Annotated in this window: 25 protein-coding genes; 6 read left to right on the top strand and 19 right to left on the bottom strand. The window is 36.5% G+C overall.

The features are described 5' to 3' along the window. The first annotated feature begins 63 nt into the window (after window positions 1-63). Both nadE and HX109_RS09580 read left to right on the top strand, forming a co-directional pair. Window positions 64-855 carry an NAD(+) synthase gene (gene nadE, locus HX109_RS09585; protein WP_178951440.1) on the top strand — a complete coding sequence of 264 codons (792 nt, stop codon included), beginning with the start codon at window positions 64-66 and terminating at the stop codon, window positions 853-855. 154 nt (window positions 856-1,009) lie between these two features. Beyond that, the gene (locus HX109_RS09580) at window positions 1,010-1,639 is read left to right on the top strand and encodes a response regulator transcription factor (RefSeq protein WP_178951438.1); all 630 of its coding nucleotides are present in this window, start codon (window positions 1,010-1,012) and stop codon (window positions 1,637-1,639) included. A gap of 14 nt (window positions 1,640-1,653) precedes the next feature. Here HX109_RS09580 and dnaG read toward each other — a convergent pair whose 3' ends face one another. From dnaG to queA, 7 genes are all read right to left on the bottom strand, one after another. Further along, the gene (gene dnaG, locus HX109_RS09575) at window positions 1,654-3,657 is read right to left on the bottom strand and encodes a DNA primase (protein ID WP_178951436.1); all 2,004 of its coding nucleotides are present in this window, start codon (window positions 3,655-3,657) and stop codon (window positions 1,654-1,656) included. Window positions 3,658-3,737: 80 nt separating this feature from the next. Continuing rightward, the gene (locus HX109_RS09570; RefSeq protein ID WP_178951434.1) at window positions 3,738-4,796 is read right to left on the bottom strand and encodes a hypothetical protein; all 1,059 of its coding nucleotides are present in this window, start codon (window positions 4,794-4,796) and stop codon (window positions 3,738-3,740) included. 29 nt (window positions 4,797-4,825) lie between these two features. Beyond that, on the bottom strand, window positions 4,826-5,539 hold the full coding sequence (locus HX109_RS09565) for a hypothetical protein (RefSeq protein ID WP_178951432.1): 714 nt from the start codon (window positions 5,537-5,539) through the stop codon (window positions 4,826-4,828). After that, on the bottom strand, window positions 5,520-6,107 hold the full coding sequence (locus HX109_RS09560) for an RNA polymerase sigma factor (protein ID WP_255462664.1): 588 nt from the start codon (window positions 6,105-6,107) through the stop codon (window positions 5,520-5,522). The genes HX109_RS09565 and HX109_RS09560 overlap by 20 nt, the downstream gene beginning before the upstream one ends. Before the next feature lie 153 nt (window positions 6,108-6,260). Next, the gene (locus HX109_RS09555) at window positions 6,261-7,238 is read right to left on the bottom strand and encodes a polyprenyl synthetase family protein (protein WP_178951430.1); all 978 of its coding nucleotides are present in this window, start codon (window positions 7,236-7,238) and stop codon (window positions 6,261-6,263) included. Window positions 7,239-7,314: 76 nt separating this feature from the next. After that, window positions 7,315-8,355: a 23S rRNA (adenine(2503)-C(2))-methyltransferase RlmN gene (gene rlmN / locus HX109_RS09550; protein WP_178951428.1), complete on the bottom strand. Its 1,041-nt coding sequence runs from the start codon at window positions 8,353-8,355 to the stop codon at window positions 7,315-7,317. Between the two features lie 112 nt (window positions 8,356-8,467). Then, window positions 8,468-9,517, bottom strand: coding sequence for a tRNA preQ1(34) S-adenosylmethionine ribosyltransferase-isomerase QueA (gene queA, locus HX109_RS09545; RefSeq protein ID WP_178951426.1), 1,050 nt, complete (start codon window positions 9,515-9,517; stop codon window positions 8,468-8,470). A 732-nt stretch (window positions 9,518-10,249) separates the two neighbouring features. Between queA and HX109_RS09540 the strand changes: the two genes are divergently transcribed. Both HX109_RS09540 and HX109_RS09535 read left to right on the top strand, forming a co-directional pair. Continuing rightward, window positions 10,250-10,855 carry a GldL-related protein gene (locus tag HX109_RS09540; protein WP_178951424.1) on the top strand — a complete coding sequence of 202 codons (606 nt, stop codon included), beginning with the start codon at window positions 10,250-10,252 and terminating at the stop codon, window positions 10,853-10,855. Between the two features lie 237 nt (window positions 10,856-11,092). After that, window positions 11,093-11,809: a hypothetical protein gene (locus HX109_RS09535; protein WP_178951422.1), complete on the top strand. Its 717-nt coding sequence runs from the start codon at window positions 11,093-11,095 to the stop codon at window positions 11,807-11,809. 49 nt (window positions 11,810-11,858) lie between these two features. On the opposite strand, the gene aroA is transcribed toward HX109_RS09535, so the two are convergent. The 10 genes from aroA to HX109_RS09485 all read right to left on the bottom strand — a co-directional run bounded on the left by aroA (window position 11,859) and on the right by HX109_RS09485 (window position 23,425). After that, window positions 11,859-13,088, bottom strand: coding sequence for a 3-phosphoshikimate 1-carboxyvinyltransferase (gene aroA, locus HX109_RS09530; RefSeq protein WP_178951421.1), 1,230 nt, complete (start codon window positions 13,086-13,088; stop codon window positions 11,859-11,861). Between the two features lie 26 nt (window positions 13,089-13,114). Continuing rightward, window positions 13,115-13,441, bottom strand: coding sequence for a nucleotide pyrophosphohydrolase (locus HX109_RS09525; protein ID WP_178951419.1), 327 nt, complete (start codon window positions 13,439-13,441; stop codon window positions 13,115-13,117). Between the two features lie 2 nt (window positions 13,442-13,443). Continuing rightward, the gene (locus tag HX109_RS09520; RefSeq protein WP_178951417.1) at window positions 13,444-15,453 is read right to left on the bottom strand and encodes a DUF3857 domain-containing protein; all 2,010 of its coding nucleotides are present in this window, start codon (window positions 15,451-15,453) and stop codon (window positions 13,444-13,446) included. A 24-nt stretch (window positions 15,454-15,477) separates the two neighbouring features. After that, entirely contained in the window at window positions 15,478-17,397 is a 1,920-nt protein-coding gene (locus tag HX109_RS09515; protein ID WP_178951415.1) for a DUF3857 domain-containing protein, read from the bottom strand. An 80-nt stretch (window positions 17,398-17,477) separates the two neighbouring features. Continuing rightward, on the bottom strand, window positions 17,478-17,930 hold the full coding sequence (gene dtd / locus HX109_RS09510) for a D-aminoacyl-tRNA deacylase (RefSeq protein WP_178951413.1): 453 nt from the start codon (window positions 17,928-17,930) through the stop codon (window positions 17,478-17,480). Window positions 17,931-18,074: 144 nt separating this feature from the next. Then, window positions 18,075-19,022, bottom strand: coding sequence for a ribosome small subunit-dependent GTPase A (gene rsgA, locus HX109_RS09505; RefSeq protein ID WP_178951411.1), 948 nt, complete (start codon window positions 19,020-19,022; stop codon window positions 18,075-18,077). A gap of 371 nt (window positions 19,023-19,393) precedes the next feature. Next, a complete protein-coding gene (locus HX109_RS09500; protein WP_178951410.1) occupies window positions 19,394-20,476 on the bottom strand; it encodes a bifunctional 3-deoxy-7-phosphoheptulonate synthase/chorismate mutase type II in 1,083 nt (360 codons plus the stop codon). Window positions 20,477-20,488: 12 nt separating this feature from the next. Further along, the gene (locus HX109_RS09495; RefSeq protein WP_178951408.1) at window positions 20,489-21,349 is read right to left on the bottom strand and encodes a prephenate dehydrogenase; all 861 of its coding nucleotides are present in this window, start codon (window positions 21,347-21,349) and stop codon (window positions 20,489-20,491) included. 106 nt (window positions 21,350-21,455) lie between these two features. Continuing rightward, a complete protein-coding gene (locus HX109_RS09490) occupies window positions 21,456-22,601 on the bottom strand; it encodes a pyridoxal phosphate-dependent aminotransferase (RefSeq protein WP_178951406.1) in 1,146 nt (381 codons plus the stop codon). Continuing rightward, the gene (locus HX109_RS09485) at window positions 22,598-23,425 is read right to left on the bottom strand and encodes a prephenate dehydratase (protein ID WP_178951404.1); all 828 of its coding nucleotides are present in this window, start codon (window positions 23,423-23,425) and stop codon (window positions 22,598-22,600) included. The genes HX109_RS09490 and HX109_RS09485 overlap by 4 nt, the downstream gene beginning before the upstream one ends. Window positions 23,426-23,851: 426 nt before the next feature. On the opposite strand from HX109_RS09485, the gene pncB reads away from it, so the two are divergent. Further along, window positions 23,852-25,039, top strand: a complete 1,188-nt coding sequence (gene pncB, locus HX109_RS09480) for a nicotinate phosphoribosyltransferase (RefSeq protein ID WP_178951402.1) — start codon at window positions 23,852-23,854, stop codon at window positions 25,037-25,039. Window positions 25,040-25,099: 60 nt separating this feature from the next. Beyond that, a complete protein-coding gene (gene gldA, locus HX109_RS09475; RefSeq protein WP_178951400.1) occupies window positions 25,100-25,996 on the top strand; it encodes a gliding motility-associated ABC transporter ATP-binding subunit GldA in 897 nt (298 codons plus the stop codon). On the opposite strand, the gene HX109_RS09470 is transcribed toward gldA, so the two are convergent. Together HX109_RS09470 and HX109_RS09465 are read right to left on the bottom strand one after the other, a co-directional pair. Further along, window positions 25,961-26,323: a type II toxin-antitoxin system RelE/ParE family toxin gene (locus HX109_RS09470; protein ID WP_255462663.1), complete on the bottom strand. Its 363-nt coding sequence runs from the start codon at window positions 26,321-26,323 to the stop codon at window positions 25,961-25,963. The genes gldA and HX109_RS09470 overlap by 36 nt on opposite strands. Further along, complete coding sequence (locus HX109_RS09465) at window positions 26,286-26,522, bottom strand: hypothetical protein (protein WP_178951398.1); 237 nt, start codon at window positions 26,520-26,522, stop codon at window positions 26,286-26,288. The genes HX109_RS09470 and HX109_RS09465 overlap by 38 nt, the downstream gene beginning before the upstream one ends. Between the last annotated feature and the right edge of the window lie 63 nt (window positions 26,523-26,585).

Below are 26,585 nucleotides of genomic sequence, written 5' to 3'. Positions count from 1 at the left end.
TTTTTATAGAGATCTCTATTTTTTACTATTGAATATTTACAACGGATACAAGAACCACAAATTATGAAAACAGAAAAAATTATTGATTACATAGTTAAATGGCTGAAAGATTATGCCGAAAACGCAAAAATGAATGGCTTTGTTATAGGCGTTTCTGGAGGGATTGATTCTGCCGTAACCTCAACGCTTTGTGCCAAAACTGGATTGGACTTACTGTGTTTGGAGATGCCCATTCACCAAGCGGAAAACCAAGTTACCAGGGCTACCAACCATATAAAATGGTTACAAGAAAATTTTTCTAATGTAAAAACCACACAGGTAAACCTTACCCCTGTTTTCGATAGTTTGGTCGCTGCTTTCCCAAAAGTAGCCTATGAAGAAGAACGTTTTATGACGCTTGCCAATACCCGTGCAAGACTGCGAATGACTTCTCTTTATTACTTTGCTGCCTTAGAAAAATACCTGGTTGCCGGAACTGGAAATAAGGTAGAGGATTTTGGGGTTGGTTTTTATACCAAATATGGTGATGGCGGTGTAGATTTGAGTCCGATTGCCGATTTACTCAAAACGGAAGTTTACGAGATTGCCAGAGTTTTAGGGGTTAATGAAGACATTCAAAAAGCCGCTCCTACAGATGGGCTTTGGGGTGACGACAGAACCGACGAAGACCAAATTGGCGCCTCCTATCCCGAGTTGGAATGGGCAATGCAAATGGCAGACGAAGGCAAAACAGCAGCAGATTTTACCGATCGGAAAAAAGAAGTATTTGAAATCTACACACGATTTAACCGCGCCAACAGGCACAAAATGAATCCGATTCCCGTATGTGAGATTCCAAAATCACTAAAAAGTTAATTTTATAGAACTACTTTATTAAGTATTTGAAAATAGAACTAACTTTTAGTATATTTACTTACAAACAATCTAAATACCCCCAAGCTAACATGAAGCGTAAACGTTGCGTTCTATCTTGTTATGGCTTATTCTACTGAACTTTAAAAAATGTATTATGATTAAAGTTTTAATAGCAGATAACCATCCCATAGTAAGGATAGGTCTCGGAACCGTTTTTGAACAAAATGAAGATATCGAAATAGTGGGAACTGCCGCTACGACTTCTGAATTGTTCAATATGCTCACCACTAAAAAACCCGATATCGTTTTAATGGAAATGGATATTCCCGAAGTTAACGGGATTACTGCCTTGAGGCGATTAAAAAAAGACCATAAAAATGTGGGTGTCCTTATTTACAGTGCGCAAGCGGAAGAAGTCTATGCCTTGAGTACATTAAGGGCAGGTGCTTCTGGCTATGTTTCCAAAAATGCTTCCATAGATATTCTTAAAGCAGCTATTGATAAAATAGCGGATGGCGGCATGTTTATTACCAACGAGCTGGCACAACGATTGGCCTTTGATGAAGGCTCCAACAAACCACGAAAATTTTTCAGAAAATTGTCTACACGGGAAATAGAAGTTTTAAAACTGCTTGCTACCGGAAGGCGCAATAAACAAGTGGCCGAAGAATTGCAACTCAACGAAAAAACAGTAAGTACCTACAAAGCGCGTTTAATGCGTAAACTTAATGTTGATAATATGGTTGATATGTTGCAGCAAGCAAAGGCGCTCGAACTCTATTAATTTATCTGAATTTATTAGGTATTGAAAGTGGTATTGGTTACCAAACCAAAACGTTCTGACAAAATTTTACGCAACTCCCAATAATTCTTTACATCTTCCAACTGCTCGCTGGTGGCATTGTTATTGGCCCCAATTAGTTGATGAATATTCTCCACCAACATATTCAATAGCTTTAAACGAAGCATAGAGATGGTTTGAAAAACAAGTAAACCGACCGACATATCCTTGTCCTTCACCAAAATATCCTTGCTTTCCCAATTGGATAAGGCGTACTTTTCTTCATTCATTAAAATATCGACCACCAAGGCATTCTGCTCAAATGTCAACTTCTGAAGGAAATCATCCATTTTTAAAGAACCCTCACGATTATACATTTCAATTAAAATAGCATAAATCTGATTGAAGTTTTCGTTGGCAAACTCTATTTCGTCGGTTTGTAGGTCGAGGTATATTTTTTCGTATACTTTTAGTTCTACCTTCACCTCTTTTTCCAGCATATTTCCAGCATCATCTTCCTCCAGCACAATGTCTGTAAACGTTTCCATTTTATCTCCGTGAAATAATAAAACCCCAATAATGGAACGTTCGAGCTCATCTAATTGATTCACTTTTTTAGAAACCGTTCCTGGGGTGTTTTCTACCTTGCTAAGCGTATTCTTTTTTCGTTCTTCTTTATATTTTTTATTGGCATCGGCTACTTCTTTATTTCCCAATTGTGCTAGAGTGTTATAAAGCACATCTTCCGAAATATCCATAATTCGGGAGCACTCCTGTATATACACCTCCCTTTGTATACGATCTGGAATTTTATATATGCTATTTACAATCTCCCGAATGGTATCTGCCTTTTTTATGGGATCGTTTTGAGCATCTTTTACCAAAAGGGATGCTTTAAACCGAATAAAATCGGTTGCATTTTCTTCCAAAAAAGATTGTAATTCTTCTGGACTGTTTTCCCGTGCATAACTATCGGGATCTTGCCCTTCTGGAAAGGTGCACACTTTCACGTTCATTCCCTGCTCCAGAATAAGATCTATTCCGCGTATGGAAGCCCTTAATCCGGCTGCATCGCCATCGAACAGTACCGTAATGTTTTTGGTAAGACGGTTAACCAATCTAATTTGATCGGATGTCAAGGCAGTTCCGCTGGAAGCAACAACATTTTCTATACCACTTTGGTGAAATTGAATTACATCGGTATATCCTTCTACCAAATAGCAATTATCCTGTTTGGCAATGGCCTGTTTGGCATGATAAATCCCGTAAAGCACCTTGCTTTTATGGTAAATATCACTCTCTGGGGAATTGAGGTATTTGGCTGCTTTTTTATCGTTTGTTAAAATACGGCCACCAAAACCCAAAACCCTTCCACTCATGGAATGTATTGGAAACATTACACGCCCTTTGAACCGATCGAACATTCGTTTTTCCCCAGAATTTTCCTTTTCCTTGACTATGGTGAGACCGGTTCTTTCCAAAAACTCCAATTGGTAGCCTTTTCCCAAAGCTTCTTTGGTAAATGCATCCCATTCATCTAAAGAATACCCCAGCTTAAATTTATCGATTGTGGCATTGGAAAAACCTCTTTCCTTAAAATATGTTAACCCAATAGCCTTTCCAAGCTCTGTATTCTTTAAAGTGGACTGAAAATATTTTTGGGCAAACTCAGAAACCAAATACATACTTTCCCGCTCGCTGGATTTCTCCTTCTCTTCATTAGTCTGCTCGGTTTCTTCTACTTCAATCCCGTACTTTCTTGCCAAATATTTTATGGCTTCAGGATAGGTATAGTGTTCGTGCTCCATTAAAAACGCGACCACATTCCCTCCCTTGCCACTACTAAAATCTTTCCATATCTGTTTTACCGGGGACACCATAAAACTTGGCGTTCTTTCGTCAGAAAACGGACTCAATCCTTTAAAATTGGAGCCTGATTTTTTTAACTGAACGAAATCGCCAATTACCTCCTCTACACGGGAGGCATCAAAAACTTTGTCTATGGTATTCTTGGAAATCAAACGGTATATTTTATTTAAAAATAAGAAATTCCCACTTCAGAAAAATGGGAATCAAAAATAATTAATTATTAATGGAAACGCTATATTTCCAAACGTAAACCTACAGAAATATTATGCTGTTCAACATTGGGCTCATTAAAGATCTCATTTAAATCGTATTTTACGTATAATGCAAAACCCCTAATCCCAATATAACTCCCAATTCCATAAATAAAATTCTCGGTATTGTAATTGTCTTTAATTTTATCTTCAAATTTCATTCCTTCGGTATTGGTAGCCCTAAGCTTTTGCCGCGTACTGGTATTTAATCCAGCATAACCTCCAATTCCAAAAACAAATTTTTTATGGGTAGTGTACCTAAAATAATCCCCTTTATCCTTCTTTTCTGACGGACCGAACTCGAAATAGACAGGAATCACAAAATTATCCATTCGAAGTTTGGCCTTGTGCACAACCCCATCAAAATCTTCTAAGGTGGTTACATCTCCATTTTTTACAAAATATTGATTATCGTCTGCTTTAAAACCATTGGTTTGATAGGTGATCCCATAACTTATCCTAATAGCATTACTATATTTGAGCAACCTGGTTTTCCATTGCCAACCTATTTCAAAAAACTTACTCCCCCCTACTTTATATGGTGTTTCGTTGAAAGATTGGCCATCGATGATAGCGTTGTTAAAGCCAAAGGCCATAACAATATCAGAATGGGTTCTTTTATCGTAAACACTTTTTTTAGAATCGTCATTACATCCAAAATCCCAAAAATCGTCACAGTCATTTTCAAAAAAACCACTTTCTTTCTCTATCGTTTCTCCCCTGCTGAGCAAAGCTATTTCATTGTCGATAATAGCCGTCTTATTCTTAATGTTTAAAGCTGCCTTCTCGGCGGCTGCTTCTTTTTGCCTTTGCCCTTCTTCTTCCGTTAATTCCCCTGAAGCAACTTTGTTGGATATATCTTGCACCTTCTCCTTGAGCGCTTGTTTTTCTTTGGTGATAACTTGGTTTTTTTGAGATTCCAAGTTTTCAATCTGTTGCTTATTTGCAACCGTTATGGTGTCATTTTCATTTTGTCCATTTGCAAATTGAACAAAGAAATACAGGATCGCATATGCGATAAACATAAAGATTCTAAACATGATTTTTTTGATTTTGATTGATGAATAAACTATTGATTACGTTCGGCCACAGCGGTTTTAACCTTAACAAACCCTTCTTTTATTGCTTCGAAGACTTTTTCCTTAAAAGATTGATCCAGTTCGGTCTCCACCTCCTCCAACAAGGCCATGGCACTTAAGCTATCTGGTGATTTTTTATTAATTCTTTCTTTATAAATTGATTTTTGTGCCGCTAAAAGCAGGGCTTCTATTTCCTCGTCTGTTACCGTTTCGTTTTGCTTTAACTCGATAATTTGAGAAGCGACCTCATTGATTTTTTGAGTTTCAAAATCTTCCTTTTTCATGCTCTCATTTTGCACGATCTCTACCCCATCTGTAATGGCTTCTTTTGTTTTTACGGGTGCTTCCTTAGTACTGTTTTGCTTAACAAACTCTTTCTTCGTGCTCTTTTCAGTAACTCCACCTTCTTTGTTTTCAAAAGTCTCGGGAAGCTTATTTACTCCCTCTGGCTCCATTTTCTTATCCCTGTCTTTTACTACGACAGCTGACACATTTTCTTCAGCATTAAAAAAAACATAGGTTCCGGTAGCAAATAGCAAAAGTATACTAGCCGCAACCCAGTTAATTGGCCTGCTTTTTGTCTTTGCCTCATTGTTAGGCATATCTAGTTTGGCTTCCAATTTCTGCCAAGCATTACTGGAAGTAGCTATTCTTCGGTTTTCCAACCTATTTTTTATGTCTTCATCAAGAGGATTGCGACTCATAGCATTGTTTATTAAATTCATTTATCTTTTCCTGCAACATTTTTCGCGCCTTGAACAATTGGGATTTCGATGTGCTCTCGGCAATATGGAGCTGTACCGCTATTTCTTTATGGGAATACCCTTCTATGGCAAATAACAGGAAAACGGTTTTATAGCCATCGGGCAAGCCATCTATTGCCTTTTGAATGTAAGCGACATCTGAGATTTTTTGAAATTGGTTTTCTTCAGTTTCCAAAATCCTCTTTTCTTCTTCTGAATCCAAAAATACCAATTCGTTTTTACGCCTTAGAAATGACAAGCATTCATTGACCATAATCCTGCGTATCCAACCTTCGAAACTCCCCGTGTTTTTAAAACTATTTAGATGCTTGAAAACCTTAAAAAAACCTGTTATCATAACATCTTCAGCAAAATGAATATCCTTTATATAGTATCTACACACCGAAAGCATTTTAGCAGAAAATTCACGATAGATTTCTTCTTGAGCATCCCTATACCCATTTTGGGCTCTTTTAATGAGCTTGGTTTTATTTTTGTTGATGGGTATGACTTTCAAGATCCGTTTCATTGTTGGTTTCTATTTACATAGACGTAAAGCTTGAAGGGAAAGTTGCCTGAAGCAACTATTTTTATTGAAAAATAAAGGAAAAATATTAAATAAAGAGGTTAAAACACTGGTAGTCAGACATAAATAATAAATCTTTCTTAATAAAAAGTAATCTTATTTTTTACGTTCAATAACGTAATTTACCATAAGTTCTAAAGAATCTTTGTAAACCGAAGTAGGAAATGTGGCTAAAATCTCAAGAGCTTGCTGTTGAAAGATTATCATTTTCTGCTCTGCATATTCCAAGCCGCCATGATCTTTTACGTATGCAATTACTTCTTTAACGCGCTGCTTATCTTTATTATATTTTTTAACGGAATTGATAAGCCACTTTTTCTCCTTTTTATTGGCCGTATTAAGGGCATAAATTAAAGGTAGCGTCATTTTTTGTTCCTTGATATCGATTCCAGTAGGTTTTCCAATAGGGCCATCGGTATAATCGAACAAATCGTCTTTTATTTGAAAAGCCATCCCGATGAGTTCTCCAAATTTTCGCATTTGGGCCACCTCTTCAGAATCTGGTTTTACCGAGCAAGCACCCAAACTACAACATGCCGCTATTAAGGTGGCTGTTTTTTGCCGGATGATTTCGTAGTAGACTTCTTCGGTAATATCCAAGCGCCTGGCCTTTTCAATTTGAAGCAATTCCCCTTCACTCATTTCGCGAACGGCCACCGAAATGATTTTCAGCAAATCGAAATCTTCGTTATCTATAGAGAGCAGTAACCCTTTAGACAATAAATAGTCGCCCACCAACACTGCGATCTTGTTTTTCCACAGAGCGTTTAATGAGAAAAACCCTCTACGTCTATTACTATCGTCTACCACATCGTCGTGCACCAAAGTGGCTGTGTGGATTAACTCTATAACACTGGCGCCACGGTAGGTACGATCGTTCACCTTGCCTCCAGAAACCATTTTGGCTACCAAAAAAACAAACATAGGGCGCATTTGCTTCCCCTTTCTGTTTACAATGTAGTAAGTGATACGGTTGAGTAAGGCTACTTTGGAAGACATGGATTCGTGAAACTTTTTTTCAAAAAGTTCCATTTCCGTGCGTATGGGTTCTTTAATTTGTTCTACTACCTTCATAGAAAGGGTAAAGATAATGAACTCATTTCAACTTTTTCCAATTGGTTAAAAAATGATTTTTATAAGGGTTCTCTTACTAAGACTTGTTTGCCAACTGTCCGCAGGCAGCATCGATATCCTTTCCCCTGGAACGTCTTACGGTAACCGTAATTCCATTGCGTTCCAAAATTTCTTTGTACATATCCAAAGCGTTGCTGTCTGCCTGTTTAAACTGATCGTCGCCAATGGGATTGTACTCAATGATATTTACCTTTGAAGGGGCGAATTTGCAGAATTGAACCAAGGCCTCTACATCTTTACGTCGATCGTTAATCCCTCGCCAAACCACATACTCGTAGGTAATTCTACTTTTGGTTTTATTGTACCAATATTCCAACGCTTCCCGAAGATCGGCAAGAGGAAAAGTGGCATTAAAAGGCATAATGGTAGTACGCACCTCATCGATGGCGGAGTGCAGCGAAACTGCCAATTTAAATTTTACCTCGGTATCTGCCATTTTTTTAATCATTTTTGGCACTCCCGAGGTAGAAACGGTAATCCTTCGTGGAGACATCCCCAATCCTTCTAGAGAAGTTATTTTTTCGATGGCCGCCAACACATTGTTATAATTCATAAGAGGTTCGCCCATCCCCATAAATACAATATTGGAGAGCGGTTTGTCGAAATACAGCCTGCTTTCGTTATCGATGGCCACCACTTGATCGTAGATCTCGTCTGGATTTAAATTACGCATCCGCTTTAATTTGGCGGTAGCACAGAATTTACAATCTAAACTACACCCAACCTGACTCGATACACAAGCGGTTGTTCTGGTTGCCGTGGGAATTAAAACCGATTCTACAATTAAATCGTCGTGCAAACGCACCGCATTTTTTATGGTACCATCGCTACTGCGCTGCATTTGGTCTACTTTTATGTGATTGATCACAAAGTTATCCTCCAGCATTTGGCGGGTTTCCTTAGAAATATTGGTCATCGCATCGAAAGAGTACGCCGCTTTTCCCCATAACCATTCATAAACCTGGTTACCACGGAAGGCTTTATCCCCTTGAGATACAAAGAAATCCCTCAACTGTTCTTTGGTTAAAGCGCGTATGTCTTTTTTCTTGGTTTGCATAATTGCAAAGATACGTTTTGATTTAGGAAAATAGGCGGATTCTATTACAAGAAAGACCTGACAGGCTACTTAAACTTGTCAGGTCTTTAAATATTTTAAGGTTTTGTGCTATTTATAAAATTAGCATCGCATCTCCATAAGAGTAGAATCTATACCCTTCTTTTATGGCTTCCTTATAAGCTTTCATCATAAAATCGTGACCTGCAAAAGCAGAAATCATCATTAAAAGTGTAGATTTAGGAGTATGGAAGTTGGTAACCATACAATTGGCAATACTAAAATCGTATGGAGGGAAAATGAACTTATTGGTCCAACCCTCGTAAGGGTTCAGCATTAAGTCTGAAGAGACAGAACTCTCCAAACCACGCATAGCCGTAGTCCCAATAGCACATACTTTTCGTTTGTTGTCTTTGGCGTTATTTACAATAGCCGCTGCCTTTTCATCGATAAACAATTCTTCGCTATCCATTTTATGTTTGGATAGGTCTTCCACTTCCACAGGGTTAAAAGTTCCCAATCCGACATGTAGGGTAAGTTCAGCAAAATCAATCCCTTTAATTTCCAAACGCTTTAACAAGTGCTTAGAGAAATGAAGCCCAGCTGTAGGTGCCGCCACAGCTCCTTCTGTCTTGGCGTAAATGGTTTGATATCGCTCTTCGTCTGTAGCCTCTACATCTCTTTTTATGTATTTAGGAAGCGGTGTTTCCCCTAAATCATTCAATTTTTTTCTGAATTCTTCATAAGAGCCATCATACAGGAAACGAAGCGTTCTTCCTCTAGAGGTAGTATTATCTATAACTTCGGCCACAAGACTTTCGTCTTCACCAAAATATAATTTATTACCAATTCTAATTTTTCTGGCAGGATCTACCAATACATCCCAAAGGCGTTGCTCAACATTTAATTCCCTTAACAGGAAAACTTCGATACGGGCTCCGGTTTTCTCTTTATTACCAAATAACCTCGCTGGAAAAACCTTGGTATTGTTTAAAACCATTACATCTCCTTCATCGAAATAATCTATTAAATCCTTGAACATTTTATGTTCGATTTTCTGCTCTTTACGGTGCAGTACCATTAAACGGGATTCATCCCTATTTTCTGAAGGGTATTCTGCCAATAACTCCTTTGGAAGTTCAAAATTAAAATGTGATAATTTCATTTGCTACAATTTATTTTTTCAGGAACCTAATGGTTAAAATAAAAAACCGATATCCTTAAAACCAGTATTGATTTTAAGGAAAATCGGTGTGTATTTTTAATTATTTTATTAGGCTCAAATCCGTTTTAAAAAATGGAATTAAATACTTATTTGTATAAATTTCCTACAATCGCCAATTAGCGAGCTGCAAATATACAATATGGAGATAGGGGTTGTCAAGGAAAACGGCAATTATTTCTAATATTCAAGGTTTTAAGATTTATATCCCAACTGCATTTTCGGTTACACACATTCAAATTTTGAGCCCTGGCACGCAATCATTTAGGTAAGACGGTTAAATAATTAGGTTCGGCACCTAAAAATTTAGGCTTCCTATCAAAGTTTTTAGCTACGGAGCCAAAACATTTAGGTCAATTTATAAACCTTTTAGATAGCTAGACCAATTTTTTAGGTGTGCTGACACCCTGTTTTGGTTAAACAACCTTGTTTTTAGCAATAACCATTAAAAATTTAACCCGAAGCTCTAAAGTTTTTACCTCTAGGGGTTAAAATTTTAAAGGGTTCTTTTAAAAGTTTGATAGATATCACCCAAACTTTGATTAAAACGTTGAAAGCTTTGGTTATAGAATCCAAAAACAAGGTCTTAGCACCTAAACACTCCATGCTTGTACCCAAAAGACGGAGGATTTTAATAATGGCGCCAATAAGTTCGTCATAGAAATATTTTTTTATATGATACAGAAAAAAGATAATTTAGTAGATTTGATAGAAGAAATAAACGCTATTGTGTTTGTAGAGGAGCTACACAACAATATGAAAAACAATTTTTACTATGTTACTATAGTTATAATCGGACTAGTAATAGCTTTGGCTTCGTTTGTTTCTATAAACTTAACAAACAATCCAAACGCCGAAGTATGGTTTGAAAGAGGTTTATGGATAGGACAAACTGCTGGATTTTTCATGTTGTTCTTTAATGGTACTTTTATAAAAACTAAATACTTTAGAATATTAAAAGGAATTATCGCAATTATAATTATAGGAGCCTTAATCAAAATTTTGCATTGGGAATTTCAAGGTGTATCTGGTAATAACATATTAACAGTTGGGTTTATCGGGATAATGATAACATACTTTTTTAGTTTCTTAAATAAACCAATTAAAAGAAGTCTGGATTTTTTAAAACTAGTTTGGGTAATTACAAGTTATACTATAGGAATTTTAATCATTCTTCATGTGATTCGAAAGGACTATCGAATGATCCCTTCTGTAATTATGTGGATGGCTATTCTGAATTATTTCATATTAGAAAATAAAAAAGGAAAACTATTTGAATAAATAACTTCAGTAAAGTCCAGAGAAAAAAACGTTGAGCAACAATAACTAAGCGTATTACGGATTTTTGGACAAAACAGAAAGGTCTGTATAAATTTAAAAACTCGCCAAATCTTATGAATTAAGCTTTAGAGCACAAAAATAAATCAAAAACAATAAGCTTTAGCTTTCTGCAAAGACGAAAACAAAGGTCTCCTTGCCTCCGCACTGAACTTAGCTAAACCGTACTGCGCAAGTCGAATGAAAAGAACCAAAGAACATAAATTAGATTGGAGCGGAAGAATCGAAAATAAAAAGTTCATTAATATTTTATTTAACGAACTGACAGTTAGAAAAGCCCAGATAAAAAAAGTGATTTTTCAAAATGTTCATTTCAAAAACTGCTTTCTAGGGTATAATTCTAAATATTCCGACTGCACTTTTATTGATTGCAGATTTTACGGAAAATATAGTTCACTTGGTCCACCTTCATCCTTTTATAATTGTCGATTTGTAAATTGTCAATTTATAGGCATCGACTTATTCACTGGCCAATACTTTTATGATTGCCAATTATCTGGATTAATGAAAAATTCAATCTTGAATGATGAACATGCAAAAATTATTAACAATGAAACGGTTTTTAAAAATTGTGATTTAAGTGGTTTAATTTTTGAAAATGTGAATGTATATGGCAAAAACATTTTTAACAATTGTATTCTCCCAAATAAAGGAATTAGATTATTCGACAATAAAGATGATAAACTAATAGAGCGAGCTGAAAGGTATTGTGGAGAAATAGAGTCTGATGATAAAATCGAATCAGAAGTGATATTTAGAAAAACACTCAAACAAGGACAAAATCCAATCATCCTTGATGAATTATTTCTGGAGTCCTTTTTTAAGACAGAAAATTCGAGAAGGATTTTTGAAGATATCGTAAATGGGTATGAGTTAAATAAAAAAATCAACCACTGAAAAAATATTGTGCGAACAACGGCAATTCTCTTTAAGCCTGCCGGCAACACTACGCTTTTTGGAATTTTATCTGTACCGCTCCCATATCCTTCCAGAAATCGGGATAAGATTTAGAAACTACCTCAGCATCATTTATAATTATTGGAACATGCAGGGCTAAAGGTGCGAAAGCCATCGCCATTCTATGATCGTTATACGTATCGATAGCTATATTTCTATTAATTACTTCAGAAGGATCTAAAAACAACTCTTTATCGGTTACAGAAATATCGGCTCCCAATTTGCCGAGTTCTTTCTTTAAAGCTTCCAATCTATCTGTTTCCTTAATTTTTAAGGTATGGAGTCCGCTAAGTTCGCATTTCAATCTAAGTGCAAAGCAAGTAACAGCGATGGTCTGTGCAATATCTGGCGCATTGGAGAGGTCTATTTTTACCAAAGTTTCCGAAGGAATATCCTTCGTTTTTTTTAAGGTTACCACATGTTTGTTAAATGCAGTTTCTACCCCGAATTGCCTGTAAATATCTTGCAGCACACTATCTCCCTGTAAACTATTAGACTTATAGCTTGCCAGGGATATTTCAGATCCTACTTCAGACAAGGCGGCGATACTGTAAAAATAGGACGCCGAACTCCAATCGGATTCTACAACCAGCGTTTTGGCAGCTACTTCCTCGATGGGTTTAACGGAAATAACGTTTCCTTCGAAAGCGGTTTTAACTCCGATTTCGTTTAAAAGCGACAACGTCATTTTTATATACGGCACCGAAGTTATTTTACCCTCCAAGGTAAGTTCCAAGCCGTTTTCTAATGTTGGTGCCACCAGTAGCAGGGCAGAAATGTATTGGCTGCTTACATTGGCCGCCAAAGAAACTTTGTTTTGGGTAATTGATTTCCCAACAATTTTTAATGGAGGGTAGCCATCATTTTTTACATAGGAAATATCGGCCCCCAATTGTTTTAATGCATCGACCAGTATTTTTATTGGGCGCTCTGTCATACGTTGTGAACCGGTTAACACCACCTCACGCCCATTCTGGGTGGCAAAAAATGCAGTGAGAAAACGCATGGCTGTTCCCGCATGGTGTATGTCGACTTCTCCATTATGTATTTGCAGTCCTTTTTTCATTACTTGGGAGTCATCGGAATTTGAAAGGTTTTCGATGGCAAGTGAAGGAAATAAAGCTTGTAACAATAAAGCCCTATTACTTTCACTTTTAGACCCTGTAATTTGTATGTGTTGATGAATGTTTCTGTGGTTGGAAGAAAGAAGTAAATTCACAATTAATTAGTTAATGCGGTTGTTTGTTATTTTAGTTTCTCGTTGTTATGATGTCTATCGTGATCTCTTTTTGTCTTAATGTCCATTTTTTTATCGAACGCAGCTTGAAGATCGACCCCCGTTTGAATGGCCAAGCAAAGCACTACGAATACAACATCGGCAAGTTCTTCGCCCAAATCTTTATTCTTATCGCTTTCCTTTTCACTTTGCTCGCCATACCTTCGGGCAATTATCCTGGCAACCTCACCTACTTCTTCGGTAAGCTGCGCCATATTGGTAAGCTCGTTAAAGTAACGAACTCCGTGCTCCTTTATCCATGTATCTACTTCTTGCTGAGCGTTTTTTATATCCATATTTAAATCTGACTTAAAACAATCTTTTCTGTTTCTTTTTCAATGATTTTGCTAAAATACTGTTTTATTGATTCATAATGAAGGGAAGGAACATTTGGAGAAGATAATTCCAAGGAAACATTTAACTGAATAGTATTTTCAGTTCCACCAATGATGTAAGAAAAACTACCCAAGTCTTCTGGTAAAAGCATTTTCGTAGATTCTGGCATTGACAGTATTTGGTAGCCCTCCGGAACATTTATCGTTACTAAAAAGGAGTCCTTCTGGGGATAGGAGAAATCGATTGGAAATTCACGTTTTTCAAGTTTAAAAGGATTTTCTGTCAACGCGTGAAAAAACATAGGTGAAATATAAATTTTATCGTCTATTTTATCATAAGCATTATCCATGTAAAATTGGTACTGCTCCACCAATGGTTTATTGATTTCATATTGGTTTTCAATTTCATAGGAATCTATTTCTATTCCTGTATACTTGTCTTCCAAACCTTGCATTAAAGTTTCATGGGCCTTTTGGTCGTTGCTCATCCTATAATTTAAAGCGCTATAATCTAAATATTGGTTTCTTACCTTACCAGTTATACCTCCTTCTTTATCCATATTGATATGCATCATTATTTTAGTGTCCGACAACGTGGAAGGAGATAAATTTATATTTAACGAATTCCCATCTTTCTTTATAAGTCTTCCTTGCCAATTTAAAGCTCTTTCAGGAAGAATATTTGGGAGGGTATACTTACTAGTGGCGTCCAAAAGTACAAGTTGATTATTAATACTTGCTGCAGCAATAACATAATTAAAACCTTCTCTGGTAGGAAATAATGGAATACCATGAGATCTCGTACTTACCAATACAGGGAAAGTCTCTACGCCAGCATAATTCATCATAGCCGTAAGCATTAGATTGATTTCCGCACTGTTGCCGCTATTATTTTTAAATGCCTTTCGAACCCCATCATCAACGATATAAGAGTACATTCCATTCCATGTCATTTTATGTTGAAGATAATTGAATATTAAGGCTATTTTTTGTTCTTCACTTGTGCTATCCGATAAGAGAGCGTCTATCTCGTCTTCAAAATATCCCGATTTTTTAAGCTCACCTCCAAATTCTGGATAATCATAAATTTTCTTCGTCACATCTTCCCAAGTGGATGAATAGTATTCAATGGGACTGTTAGGCATTTTAACATAAGCCAATTCGAAATCGATGCTCGATCTGTAATTGTCGATGTTATTTACATAAGGCTCTTCTTTTAATGCCGGAACATTGGTAACCGTTATACTGTTATTTTTTTCAATATAATCAATCTTTTGGTTATCGTAGGTTGTTGAAACAGGCTCCCAAGGGCCGCCGCTTCGGCTCTTACTGGTTAAATTTATACTCAAGGGTTTTGTGGTGTTTTTAATATCTAATGGATAGTAACCCTTAATAACAGGTTTAAAATAAAAGTATTCTGGAAATTTGTAAGAAGCCTCCAAGTAGTCTACGGGAATTTCTTTTTGTACTGTTGTTTCTTGAACGTTGGTAATAAACGGTGAAGCAATTTTATATTTGAATTCTACTACACTACCTTCCTTTAGATTGGGAAAAGTAAATGTTTCACTGTTCCAATATTTGGACTCTTCATTGCTAAAAACACCATCTTTCTGAAGTTTGGATTCTTCAATCTTTCCATTAATTAAATTGTAAGTATATCCTTTGAGTCCAGAAAAATCCTCCTTATCAGAATCACCATGGTACAAATAAACTTTTTCCGTACCGTATTGAAATCCAGACTCGTCATAAATTTTTATACGCTTTTGTACTTCTGTGATTAATTGAAAACCGATGCTTTGAGTATACAGAATATAGCTATTCCTGTTTTCATAAAGTACCGAAGCGGCGGCCGTAGAATCATATGGATGTTTTTTTAATTTTAATTCTTCTTTGGATACTTTTCCAAATCTGTAATCTTGAGCAGTTGCATTGAGAGAAAGAAAAACAACGAGTAGTAGACAAAATGATTTCATAAAATTAGTTATTTAGTGTTTCGGTTAGGTTTTTTTAATGAGAACTATCTTTGCATTTTCCAACTTAGAAACTTGTTTTCTAAAATCGCGATAGTCCTTATATTTTTGAGCTTCATAGAAACCCGATTTCAAAAGAAACTCCCTTTCGTAATGCAGTTCTCCATCATTTATTTTAGTAAGCTTTAAAGTATAATTCCCAAATTCATTTATTATAGAGACTTCTTCAGGCATCGCCTCCACCTCATAATTTTCAAGTATTTTAATCGTAATGTCATCCTTGTATGCAAAGCCTCTTGAAACCTCAAATGGCATTTCCCTATCTTTATAGCGTTTGGGAACATAAGAAATACGGTTGAAAAGATTGGCTTCAAAAATTATTCTTTCCCCGGTAATCGATCCGTAATTTTCCGCACTAAAGTTGGATTTTTCCACAAAGGAAATTTCATCTTCATTATTTTCAAAAACTAAGGATTTGATATCTAAATTATTTATGTGCCCCCAATATTCTTTAAAGGCCTTTATTTGGTCCTCAGCCGACTTCTCTCCCAAATAAAAATGATTATCGTACATAATACCGGTAGAGGTCATTGCTACCGAAGCAGTAATACTATTGTTTTCATTAAGCTGAAAACTCCCAACGCTTTTAAGCTGGTTATGCCCATTTAAATAAGCCATGGTTTCCATAATTTCCCCTCCTTCCGGTTTCATAACCAATACCTTTCTATTATCGGTAAAATCGCCTACAAAATTGAAGGGATGAATTCTACTGGTGCAATCGATCCAGCAATAAGATTCGTTATTCGGAATAGCGAGTATGGCATGGTTCCCTTGATTGAGTGAGGCAAAATCTTCAATAAAATCTATTTTTTCGGCACCCGCTTGAACATGAACGTAATAGGCATCTACCCCTACAGCCTTTAAAAGTGCCAGAGTGTAGTTGGACAACCCCTTACAATCCCCGTATTTAACTTGATCGACTTCAGAAGCTGCAATTGGTTGAATTCCCCCAATTCCCACTTGAACGCCTATATACCTGGTCTGTTCCTGTACATATTTATAGATAATTTTGGCCTTTTCCATAGGGTTTTCGACACCATCTACTAGAGAGTTAATGTAATTTACCGTATGGCTTGGCAACTCAGCACGATCCTTTAAAATATAAGAATTCATCCATTTACCCATTTCTTCCCAATTGGTAGCATATCCTTCTACTCCATGGATAAAGAAGTTATTTACTGCGGAATGCAAGGCCGGAACAATTTTAGAAAAGTTTGGGGATAGTTCTTCGCTTTTAATAGCACTTAGGTTGGTAGCCTTATAAATAATTTCGCTATCATTCTTTTCTTTTTCTATTGAAAATCCATTAAAATTAGATTCGTGAAAACGGACACCTAGGTTGGCTTTATCATTAATTCTGAAAACGCTTTTTTCAACACCTACATTGTACCCAGAAACAAAAAACCAAGAAGGTATAAAAACGGTATTGGTTGTTTTTACTTCTGATATAAATTTGATGGTATAGGGGTAAAATGTAGGTGTGTAGTCTAAGAACAATACACGATCATCTGAATATAATTGACCTCTTGGAACGGCACTCCGCTCCCTAAAATCTTTCTTCCTGAATTTCTTGATCTCATTTCCCGACTGATCGTAAATGTAGGCCTCTAAAGATTTAATATTCCTACCCTCATTAAAATATTCTGAAGATTCTACGAATCGTTCTCCAAGTTTATTTAAAACGGTTACTGAAAATTCCTTATAAATTTTCATGTCGTCCACCGCATCCAATTCAATGGAAATGCTATCATTTCTTATAATAGCATTGGAATCTTCAATTAATTCCGAATTTAAAATTAACGATTGTAAAGAAAAAGCTTGCTGAGCATTCGCAAAGCCACAGAAAACGCATATGCAAATAAAAACTCCATAAATTTTGGTTGACATTATAGGGTTAAGGTGTTGGTTTAGGTTCTAAAAATATAAAAACTATCTATAAATCATAGAATTATTTATGTATTTAAACCTTATTCCCTATTTTTAGAGTCTATAATTATAGTAACCGGTCCGTCGTTTAGCAGCGCTACCTTCATATCGGCACCAAAAGTTCCTGTGCAGATTTCCTTTCCCAGTTCTTGTTTTAGTTGTTCTACAAAGGCTTTGTAAAGCGGTATCGCAATATCGGGTTTGGCTGCTTTTATATACGATGGCCTATTCCCTTTTTTAGTGGAAGCATGCAAAGTAAATTGACTGACTACCAAAGCTTCTCCGTCTATATCTTTTAAGGAGAGGTTCATCACCCCGTTTTCATCATTAAAAATACGTAGTCCGCCTATTTTCCTGCACAGCCATTGAATATCTTCATCGGTATCGGCTTCTTCAATTCCCAGTAAAATAAGTACCCCTTTTTCTATTGCTGAACTTACTTTACCTTCAATAGTAACACTTGCCTCGTTTACTCTCTGTATTACAACGCGCATTCAATTAACGGTTTATAGTTTTTTGTTTTAATCCCTTACTAAAAACTGCCCCTTTTCCGTTTACGGATACTTTTTTCAACACAATACCCGATGGATTATTCTTTGGAAAAGCTATTCTTTATTTCTCAAAAATCCTATTACGGGTTAATCCCCATAAATATCGGTTCGATAATTCTCCTCTTCGCCTTCTAAAATCTGTAAATAACTTTTATAACGACTCCATGCAATTTCATCGTTTTCCAAAGCGTCTTTTACCGCACATTTCGGTTCGTCCACATGTAAACAATTATTAAATTTACATTCGCTTTTCAGTTCAAAGAATTCCGGAAAATAGTTACCAACTTCATATTTGTCCATATCTACAATTCCAAATCCTTTTATTCCAGGTGTATCGATAATTCGGGCATCAAAACTTAAATCGAACATTTCAGCAAAGGTGGTTGTATGTTGACCTTGTTTGTGTTGTTCAGAAATTTCGGCTGTTTTTAAATCCAATCCAGGTTCAATGGCATTTATCAAAGTAGATTTACCAACGCCAGAATGTCCAGAAAATATACTGGTTTTACCCACCATTAATTGCTTTACAGTTTCTACATTAGTACTATTTTTTGCCGATACTTCAATACATTGATACCCTATATTTGTATAGACATTCTGCAAATATTTCACATCTATAAGCTCCTCTTCGTTATACGTATCTATTTTGTTGAAAAGTAAAATAGGCGTTACATGATAAGCCTCGGAGGTTACCAAAAAACGATCGATAAAATCTGTAAAAGTTGTGGGATTGTTTAGCGTTACTAATAAAAAAGCAACGTCTACATTGGCTCCAATAATATGCGTACGCTTGGAAAGATTTACCGATTTTCGGATGATATAATTCTTTCGCTCTTGAATGTCTTTTATAATCCCTATGGTTTCGTCGCCAATGGTTTCTAAATCGAACTCCACTAAATCGCCTACGGCAACGGGGTTGGTGCTTTTAATACCTTGTATCCTGAATTTTCCTTTAATCCTACAATTGTAGAACTGTCCGTCATCAGCTTTAACACTGTACCAGCTTCCGGTAGATTTGTAAACGATCCCTGTCATTAATTTAAATGCACCTGTTTGTATTTATTAAATAAGTGGTTTTAATAAAATTTTTAAAACCATAATCTCTTTCATTTCTTTTGTTCGCCCAAAAGAAACGAAACAAAGAAAAGGGCGCCTTATCCAAGGAATTTTTTCGACCATGAAGTCGAAAAACCGTAATCAAAACTCCGCGTCGCTCCGTACCTGCGCTCCTGCTCTCGTAGCTTTTGATTACTATTCTGAAGATAAGGAGTTTTTAAAATAATCCCCAAATCATTTATTCTATAAATAATTTAAGCAAAAGTACAAATTAAGAAATTAGCGGTTGACTTTTCCAACAAACAACTTCAATCTTACTTTGTACTTTTAACTTCTTACTTCTACAATTGTTAGGATTTTACAATCTTTTCCTGGTGATTTATGGACTCTTGGTGAATGGCTTTGAAAATTCTTAAAATGAATTCTTCACTAAGGCCTTTTTCCTCACCATCCATAATCATTTTCCCTAAAATCTCGTTCCAACGTTTCGATTGAAGCACGGCTACGTTACGTTGTTTTTTGAGCTGTCCAATTTCATCAGAAATTTTCATACGCTTCCCTAGAGTTTCCACTAGGGAATTGTCGATAACATCTATTTGTGCACGGAAATTGGTTAACTTACTGTTGTATTCTGCTTCCTGATCTGTTTCTTTTCTAATTTTTAAATCTTTCATGATCTGCTTCAACGATTCTGGTGTTACCTGTTGGGCGGCATCACTCCAAGCCTTATCTGGCGTACAATGCGTTTCAATCATTAAACCATCATAATTTAAATCCAATGCGGTTTGGGAAACATCAAAAATCATCTCCCTGTTTCCGGTAATGTGGGATGGATCTAAGATTAGTGGGAGATCTGGAAACTTATTTTGTAATTCAATCGCCAATTGCCACTCTGGATTGTTACGGTATTTAGACTTTTCGTAAGAAGAAAATCCTCGGTGAATAACCCCTAAATTTTTAATGTTTTTGCTATACAAACGCTCAATACCACCAAGCCATAAAGCCAAATCTGGATTCACTGGGTTTTTAACCAATACCACTTTATCGGTACCTTCTAGAGCATCAGCAATGTCTTGAACAATAAACGGACTCACTGTTGACCGTGCACCAATCCACAACAAATCGATATCGTGTTCCAATGCCAACTCCACGTGTGCTCTGTTGGCAACCTCTGTAGCTGTTTTTAATCCGGTTTCCTCTTTTACGCGCTGTAACCATTTTAAACCAATAGAACCAACACCTTCAAAATTTCCAGGTCTTGTTCTTGGTTTCCAAATACCAGCACGGTAGTAATTTACGTCGGTATCTTTTAAATCGTGAGCAATTTGCATTACCTGCTCTTCTGTCTCTGCGCTACATGGGCCAGCTATTACTAATGGATGATCTAAGTTCATCCCATCTAACCATGTTCTTAATCCTGCTGAATTTTCCATTTTTAAATTTACTTATGAAGTTTTGATTGAAATTCCTTTTAATATTTCTTTTATTCTATTGGTGTCTGCCATTTCTTGATAAATAGCTTCAAAATTGTCTTCTTTCATTAGCTCCTTAAACTTTTGAAGGTTGGCTATGTACTCCTCCAAGGTTTCAATTACATTTTCTTTATTATGTTCAAAAATTGGGCTCCACATCGCTGGCGAACTTTTTGCTAAACGCACCGTACTTTCAAATCCACTTCCCGCCATATCGAAAATATCGCGTTCGTTTTTCTCCTTCTCAATAACCGTTTTCCCCAACATAAACGAACTTATGTGCGATAGATGCGAGACATACGCAATATGTCTATCATGTGCTTTAGGCTCCATGTACCGAATACGCATCCCGAGATCGTTAAATATCTTAAATGCCTTTTCCTGTAGCTTAAACGCTGTTTTTTCTACCTCGCAGATAATATTTGTTTTATTTCTGTACAAACCGTGTATCGCTGCTTTTGGCCCCGAAAACTCGGTACCCGCAATGGGGTGGGTTGCCAAAAAATTCCTCCTTTTGGTGTGGTTTTCCAAAACGCTGCAAATATTAGCCTTTGTAGAGCCAACATCAAAAACCAAAGTTTCATCTTTTACGATATCCAAAAGTTTTGGAACCACTTCCATAGCAGCATTTACAGGTATTGAAACAATTACCACATCTGCTTTCGTTACCTCTTCAAAATGGACCTTTTCATCAATAAAACCTAGTGCTAAGGCTTCCTCCATATGGTTCTCATTCGCATCAAAACCAAAAATCTTGACCTCCTTATTGCTGGCTTTTATGTCTAACGCCATCGATCCTCCTATGAGCCCTAACCCTATTACAAATACATTCATTTCGAATTCCGATTTACGAATTATGATTTACGAATTATGGTTTTAAAAACGTAAACCCACTTCCTTTCACTTCTCTATTTTCTTTACTCTCTTCTTTTTCTATGACCTAAAACCTCTCTATCGCTTCCTTTATTTTATCCTCTTTTACGCAAAGGGAAAACCTAATATATCCTTCACCATTACTACCAAAAATAGTTCCTGGGGTAATAAAAACACTTTTGTCGTACAAAATGCCGTCTATAAATTCTTCTGCGGAAGTTATTCCCGTTGGGAGTTTAGCCCAAACAAACATTCCAGAAGCACTGCGATCGTATGTACAATTTAATTTATCGGCCAGTTGAAAAATAAGATCCCTTCTTTTTTTGTATACCTTATTTAAGTCGGCATACCATTCTGCGGAAGATTCCAACGCTTTAACGGCCCCTTTTTGAAGGCCGTAAAACATACCGCTATCCATATTACTTTTAACCTTTAAAACTGCTTCCAAATGTTTGGCGTTTCCAAACACAAATCCAACTCTCCAACCTGCCATATTAAAGGTTTTGCTTAGCGAATTTAATTCCAAAGCCACATCCTTTGCCCCTGCGATTGACAAAATGCTCAATCTTTCGTCGTTCAACACAAAGCTATATGGGTTGTCGTTTACCAATAGGATGTTGTGGCGTTTTGCAAAAGCAACCAATTGGCTGAAAGCTTCTTTACTGGCGTTGGCCCCGGTGGGCATATGAGGATAACTGAGCCACATTACCTTTACCTTGCTAAGGTCTTCAGCCTCCAAAGCTTCCATATTCGGCAACCAACCTTTTTCTTCCGTTAAATCGTAATATTTAGGAATGGCACCCACCAATTTTGTAACCGATGTATAAGTTGGATACCCCGGATTAGGAATAAGCACCTCATCGCCTTCATTTAAAAAAGCCATGCTTATGTGCATAATACCCTCTTTAGAGCCCATTAACGGTAAAATCTCGGTTTCACTATCGATGGTAACATCAAAATGATCTTTGTAGAAATTTACTGCGGCATTTCTCAATTCTGGCAAGCCTTGGTAACTCTGGTATTGATGCGCCTTATCTTCCCGAAGGGACGCTACCAAAGCCTGTAGAACATCTTCGGAAGGAGCCATGTCTGGGCTTCCAATTCCCATATTGATTATTGGTTTTCCCTTGGCCATTAACCCTCTAACTTCCCTTAATTTTTTAGAAAAGTAGTATTCCTGTACGCTCTGTAAACGTTTCGCTACTTCAATCATCTTTTTACGTTTTTATATTCCCCATGCACTTTAAAATGCGAAGCCATAATGCCTAGCAGCGCTTTTGCTTTTTCAAAATCTTCGTATTGCTCGAAAGTTACATCCACGAAGAAAGAATAACGCCAGGGTGTTTCTATTTTAGGTAAGGATTGTATCTTGGTAAGATTCAACTTACAATCGCTCATTACATTTAGTACGGTTGCCAGACTCCCGCGTTTGGTCCCCAGTTCGAACATGATGGATGCTTTGTTTATTTCTTCCTTAGGAATGATGGAATTCTTGGTTTTTACAATCACAAACCGAGTTGAATTGGTTTGAATAGTCTGTATTTTCTCTGCCAGGATTTCCAGATCGAAAATAGAAGCTGCTGCCTTGCTGGCTATGGCTCCCACCCCTTTTAGCTGACCTTGATGGATTCTTCTGGCAACCTCGGCAGTATCGGCATCCTCCACCAGTTTTATATGGGGATATTGTTTAAAAAAAGTTTTACACTGCAACAAAGCCATTGGGTGAGAGTAAACCTCTTTAATATCGCTAATGGATTGTCCCTTAAGAGCCATGAAATTATGGTTAACGTTTATGTAGTGCTCCCCAATAATATGGAGGTTGTTACTATCAATCAACGCATAATTGGGAATTATAGAACCCGCAATGGAATTTTCTATGGCCATTACCGCTATGTCGCTTGTTTTGTTGATCAAGCTATCTACCAACGCATCAAAAGAAAGACATTCATTTACTTCCACTGCGCTACCGAAATACTCCTGCGCTACTTGATGGTGAAAAGATCCTAATATTCCCTGTATGGCAACTCTATTGTTCATTTAAATTTTGCATAAAAAAAAGTCCCGAAATAATTTCGGGACTCTATATATTGTTCGTTAGCAAAAACCTATAACCGTCCCGTTCTTTTATTAAAAAAATAGAAGAAGAAAAAGTAAAAGTTCCAGATGTATCCGTTTGCTAACATGAAATTTTTCTTGTTTATGATGCTAATGTAATTATTAATTTAGAATAAAAAAGCCCTTTGGTTTATTTTTTTGAATAAAATATAATTTCTTAACTTTTTTTCCATAATTAATTTTAAAAATCACGATTTACTAATAATTTTTAAATCTCCCTTCTGAAGGATTTTTTCCGTCACCATATATCCACACAACTTTTATTTATTCTTTTCTGAAAAAATCCGTACCCGATACAAGAAAAAGGATTCAAAAATATATAGTAACTTCCCGTATAAATAAATAGCAATGCTTACAGAACAAAACTATAAGGTCTTCAATTCTATATTAGATAACGATTTTTATAAATTCACCATGCAATGTGCCGTGGTAAAATTGTTTCCCCATACCAAAGCCAAATACAAGTTTATAAACCGGGGCGAACACAAATTCCCGCCCCATTTTGATAAAGCCCTACGCACCGCAATAGACAATATGGCTTTACTTAAACTCACCAAAGAAGAAAAGCAGTTTCTTATTGAAAATTGCCAGTATTTAAATCCGGCTTACATAGATTTTCTAGAAGGTTACCGCTACGATCCTTCAGAAGTCACTATTTCCCAAGCAGGAGAAGATTTGGAGGTTTATATATCTGGATATTGGTACCGTACCATTTTATGGGAAGTGCCCTTATTGGCTTTAATAAGCGAACTATTCTATAAGCTTACCGATCAAAAAGGTTGGTCTGAAGAACAAATAGTACAAAAAACATTGGATAAAATTAAGCTCTACAATGAGCTAGGGGTAACCTTTGCTGAATTTGGCACCCGTCGTAGGCATTCTTACCGAACCCATCGAGAAGTAACCCGTACTTTATCTTCTTATAAAGGAAAAAGTTTTTCCGGCTCCAGCAATGTGCACATGGCAATGCTCTACAATGTAAAGCCTATTGGCACCCATGCGCATGAATGGTTTATGTTTCATGCCGCAGAATTTGGTTTTAAAATGGCCAACGCCATGTCTTTAGAACACTGGGTAGACGTTTACCGCGGGGATTTAGGTGTTGCCCTGTCTGACACCTACACCACAGATGTTTTCTTTAAACAGTTCGATACCAAGTTTGCCAAACTCTTTGATGGCGTGAGGCATGATAGCGGCGACCCCATTGAGTTCGCCGAAAAAACCATTGCCCACTACAAAAGTCACGGGATCAATCCACTTTACAAATACATTATATTTTCAGACGGCCTTAACCCTAAAAAAGTAGAAGCGATTACCAAAGCGTGTAAGGGGAAAATCGGACTGTCATTCGGGATTGGCACCAATCTTACTAATGATGTTGGCTTAAAGCCTATGAACATAGTTATAAAACTCACGGATGTTTTAACTAGCGACCAAGAATGGTTACCCACGGTTAAACTTTCCGACGAACCCAATAAACACACGGGAGACCCGAAAATGATTGCCCTTGCAAAAGAGCTTCTTAGAATAAAATAGGCAACCCAGACTAAAATCTTTGCTGCTAACTTTGTATTTTTAACCCTTAATTTGTCATTCATGTCTATAAAGGTTGCAAATATCTCTAAAAATTACGGCGAACAAGAGGCGCTTAAAGATGTTTCATTTTCCATTAATAAAGGGGAAATAGTAGGGTTTTTGGGTCCAAATGGAGCTGGAAAATCTACGATGATGAAAATTCTAACCACTTTTATAGCTCCTAGCAGCGGAAGTGCAGAAGTGAATCATTTTGCCATCGATAGGGACAAAATGGGAGTTCAAAAAAGCGTAGGGTATTTGCCCGAACACAACCCGTTACATTTAGATATGTATGTACGCGAATATTTAGAATATACTGCCAGCTTATACAAAACTCCCAAAAATAGGATAGAAGAACTTATTTCCCAATGCGGACTAAAACCTGAAGCAAATAAAAAAATAGGTGCACTCTCTAAAGGATATCGCCAACGTGTAGGTTTGGCAGCAGCCCTTATAGGAAATCCCGAAGTTTTAATTCTAGATGAACCTACTACAGGCCTTGACCCAAATCAACTTCTGGAAATTCGAAAACTCATAAAAAATATAGGCAAAGAAAAAACGGTTCTACTATCCACCCATATTATGCAAGAAGTGGAAGCCATTTGCGATCGGGTAATTATAATTAATAAAGGCAAAATTGTTGCCGATAAAAAATTGGCCGATCTTAGAAAATCCCAACAACAAATAATAGAGGTGGAATTTGATTACCGCGTGGAAGATGTATTACTTAAGCAACTTCCTATGGTAACTAAAGTAAAAAATACCATTGGTTTTGTTTACGAGCTCACTTTTGAAACTGACAAGGATATGCGTGCCAAAGTTTTCGATTTTGCGCATGACAACGGACTCAAAACACTTCAGTTAAATCAGAAAAATAAAAATTTAGAGAGTTTGTTTATCGAATTGACGAATAAATAGATTACCAATTTTTTTTCGAGATGGAGCCTTTTTATTAGAAAAAAGCGAAATAATTTCAACTGAATTACTATTAGTCCTATAGTAAAGAGTGTTATTTCTATCTACAACTGCTTTTCTAATTGAGTTTTTTACTTTTGATCTAGGAAATAATTCAGGTTCTTTGGATATTAATTGGATTGCGTGATCGAGTTTTGTAGCGAAATTTTTTAACTCTTTAACTGTCCAGTTCTCCTCTAAATAGTTTACAGTTTCTTTTAACTCCAATAATGCATTTTTTGTCCAAAAAATTTTAAAGCCATTTTCCATAAATTTCTTTGGCTTTAGCATCTGGAACTAATTTTTTATTATCGGCATCTTCAATGCCCTTATCAATTGATTTTTTTTCTGTGGCAGAAAGTTCGTTCCACCAGTCCAGCTTCTCAGAGTTCCTTAAAGCCAATAATTTCTCAATAACAGCTAAATCATCCAAAGTGGAAAGCCATTGGATCAACTCTAATTTTTTATCTTGAATATCATCAATTTCCATAACTTAAATTTACTAATTTCATTTGAATAAAGTTCGTAGCCATACAAACTTTTTAGGTCTTTC

This window comes from Galbibacter sp. BG1, from assembly GCF_013391805.1.
GTDB lineage: Bacteria > Bacteroidota > Bacteroidia > Flavobacteriales > Flavobacteriaceae > Galbibacter.
The sequence above is the reverse complement of the archived record's forward strand: the minus strand, read 5'-3'. Positions and strand labels throughout refer to the sequence as shown.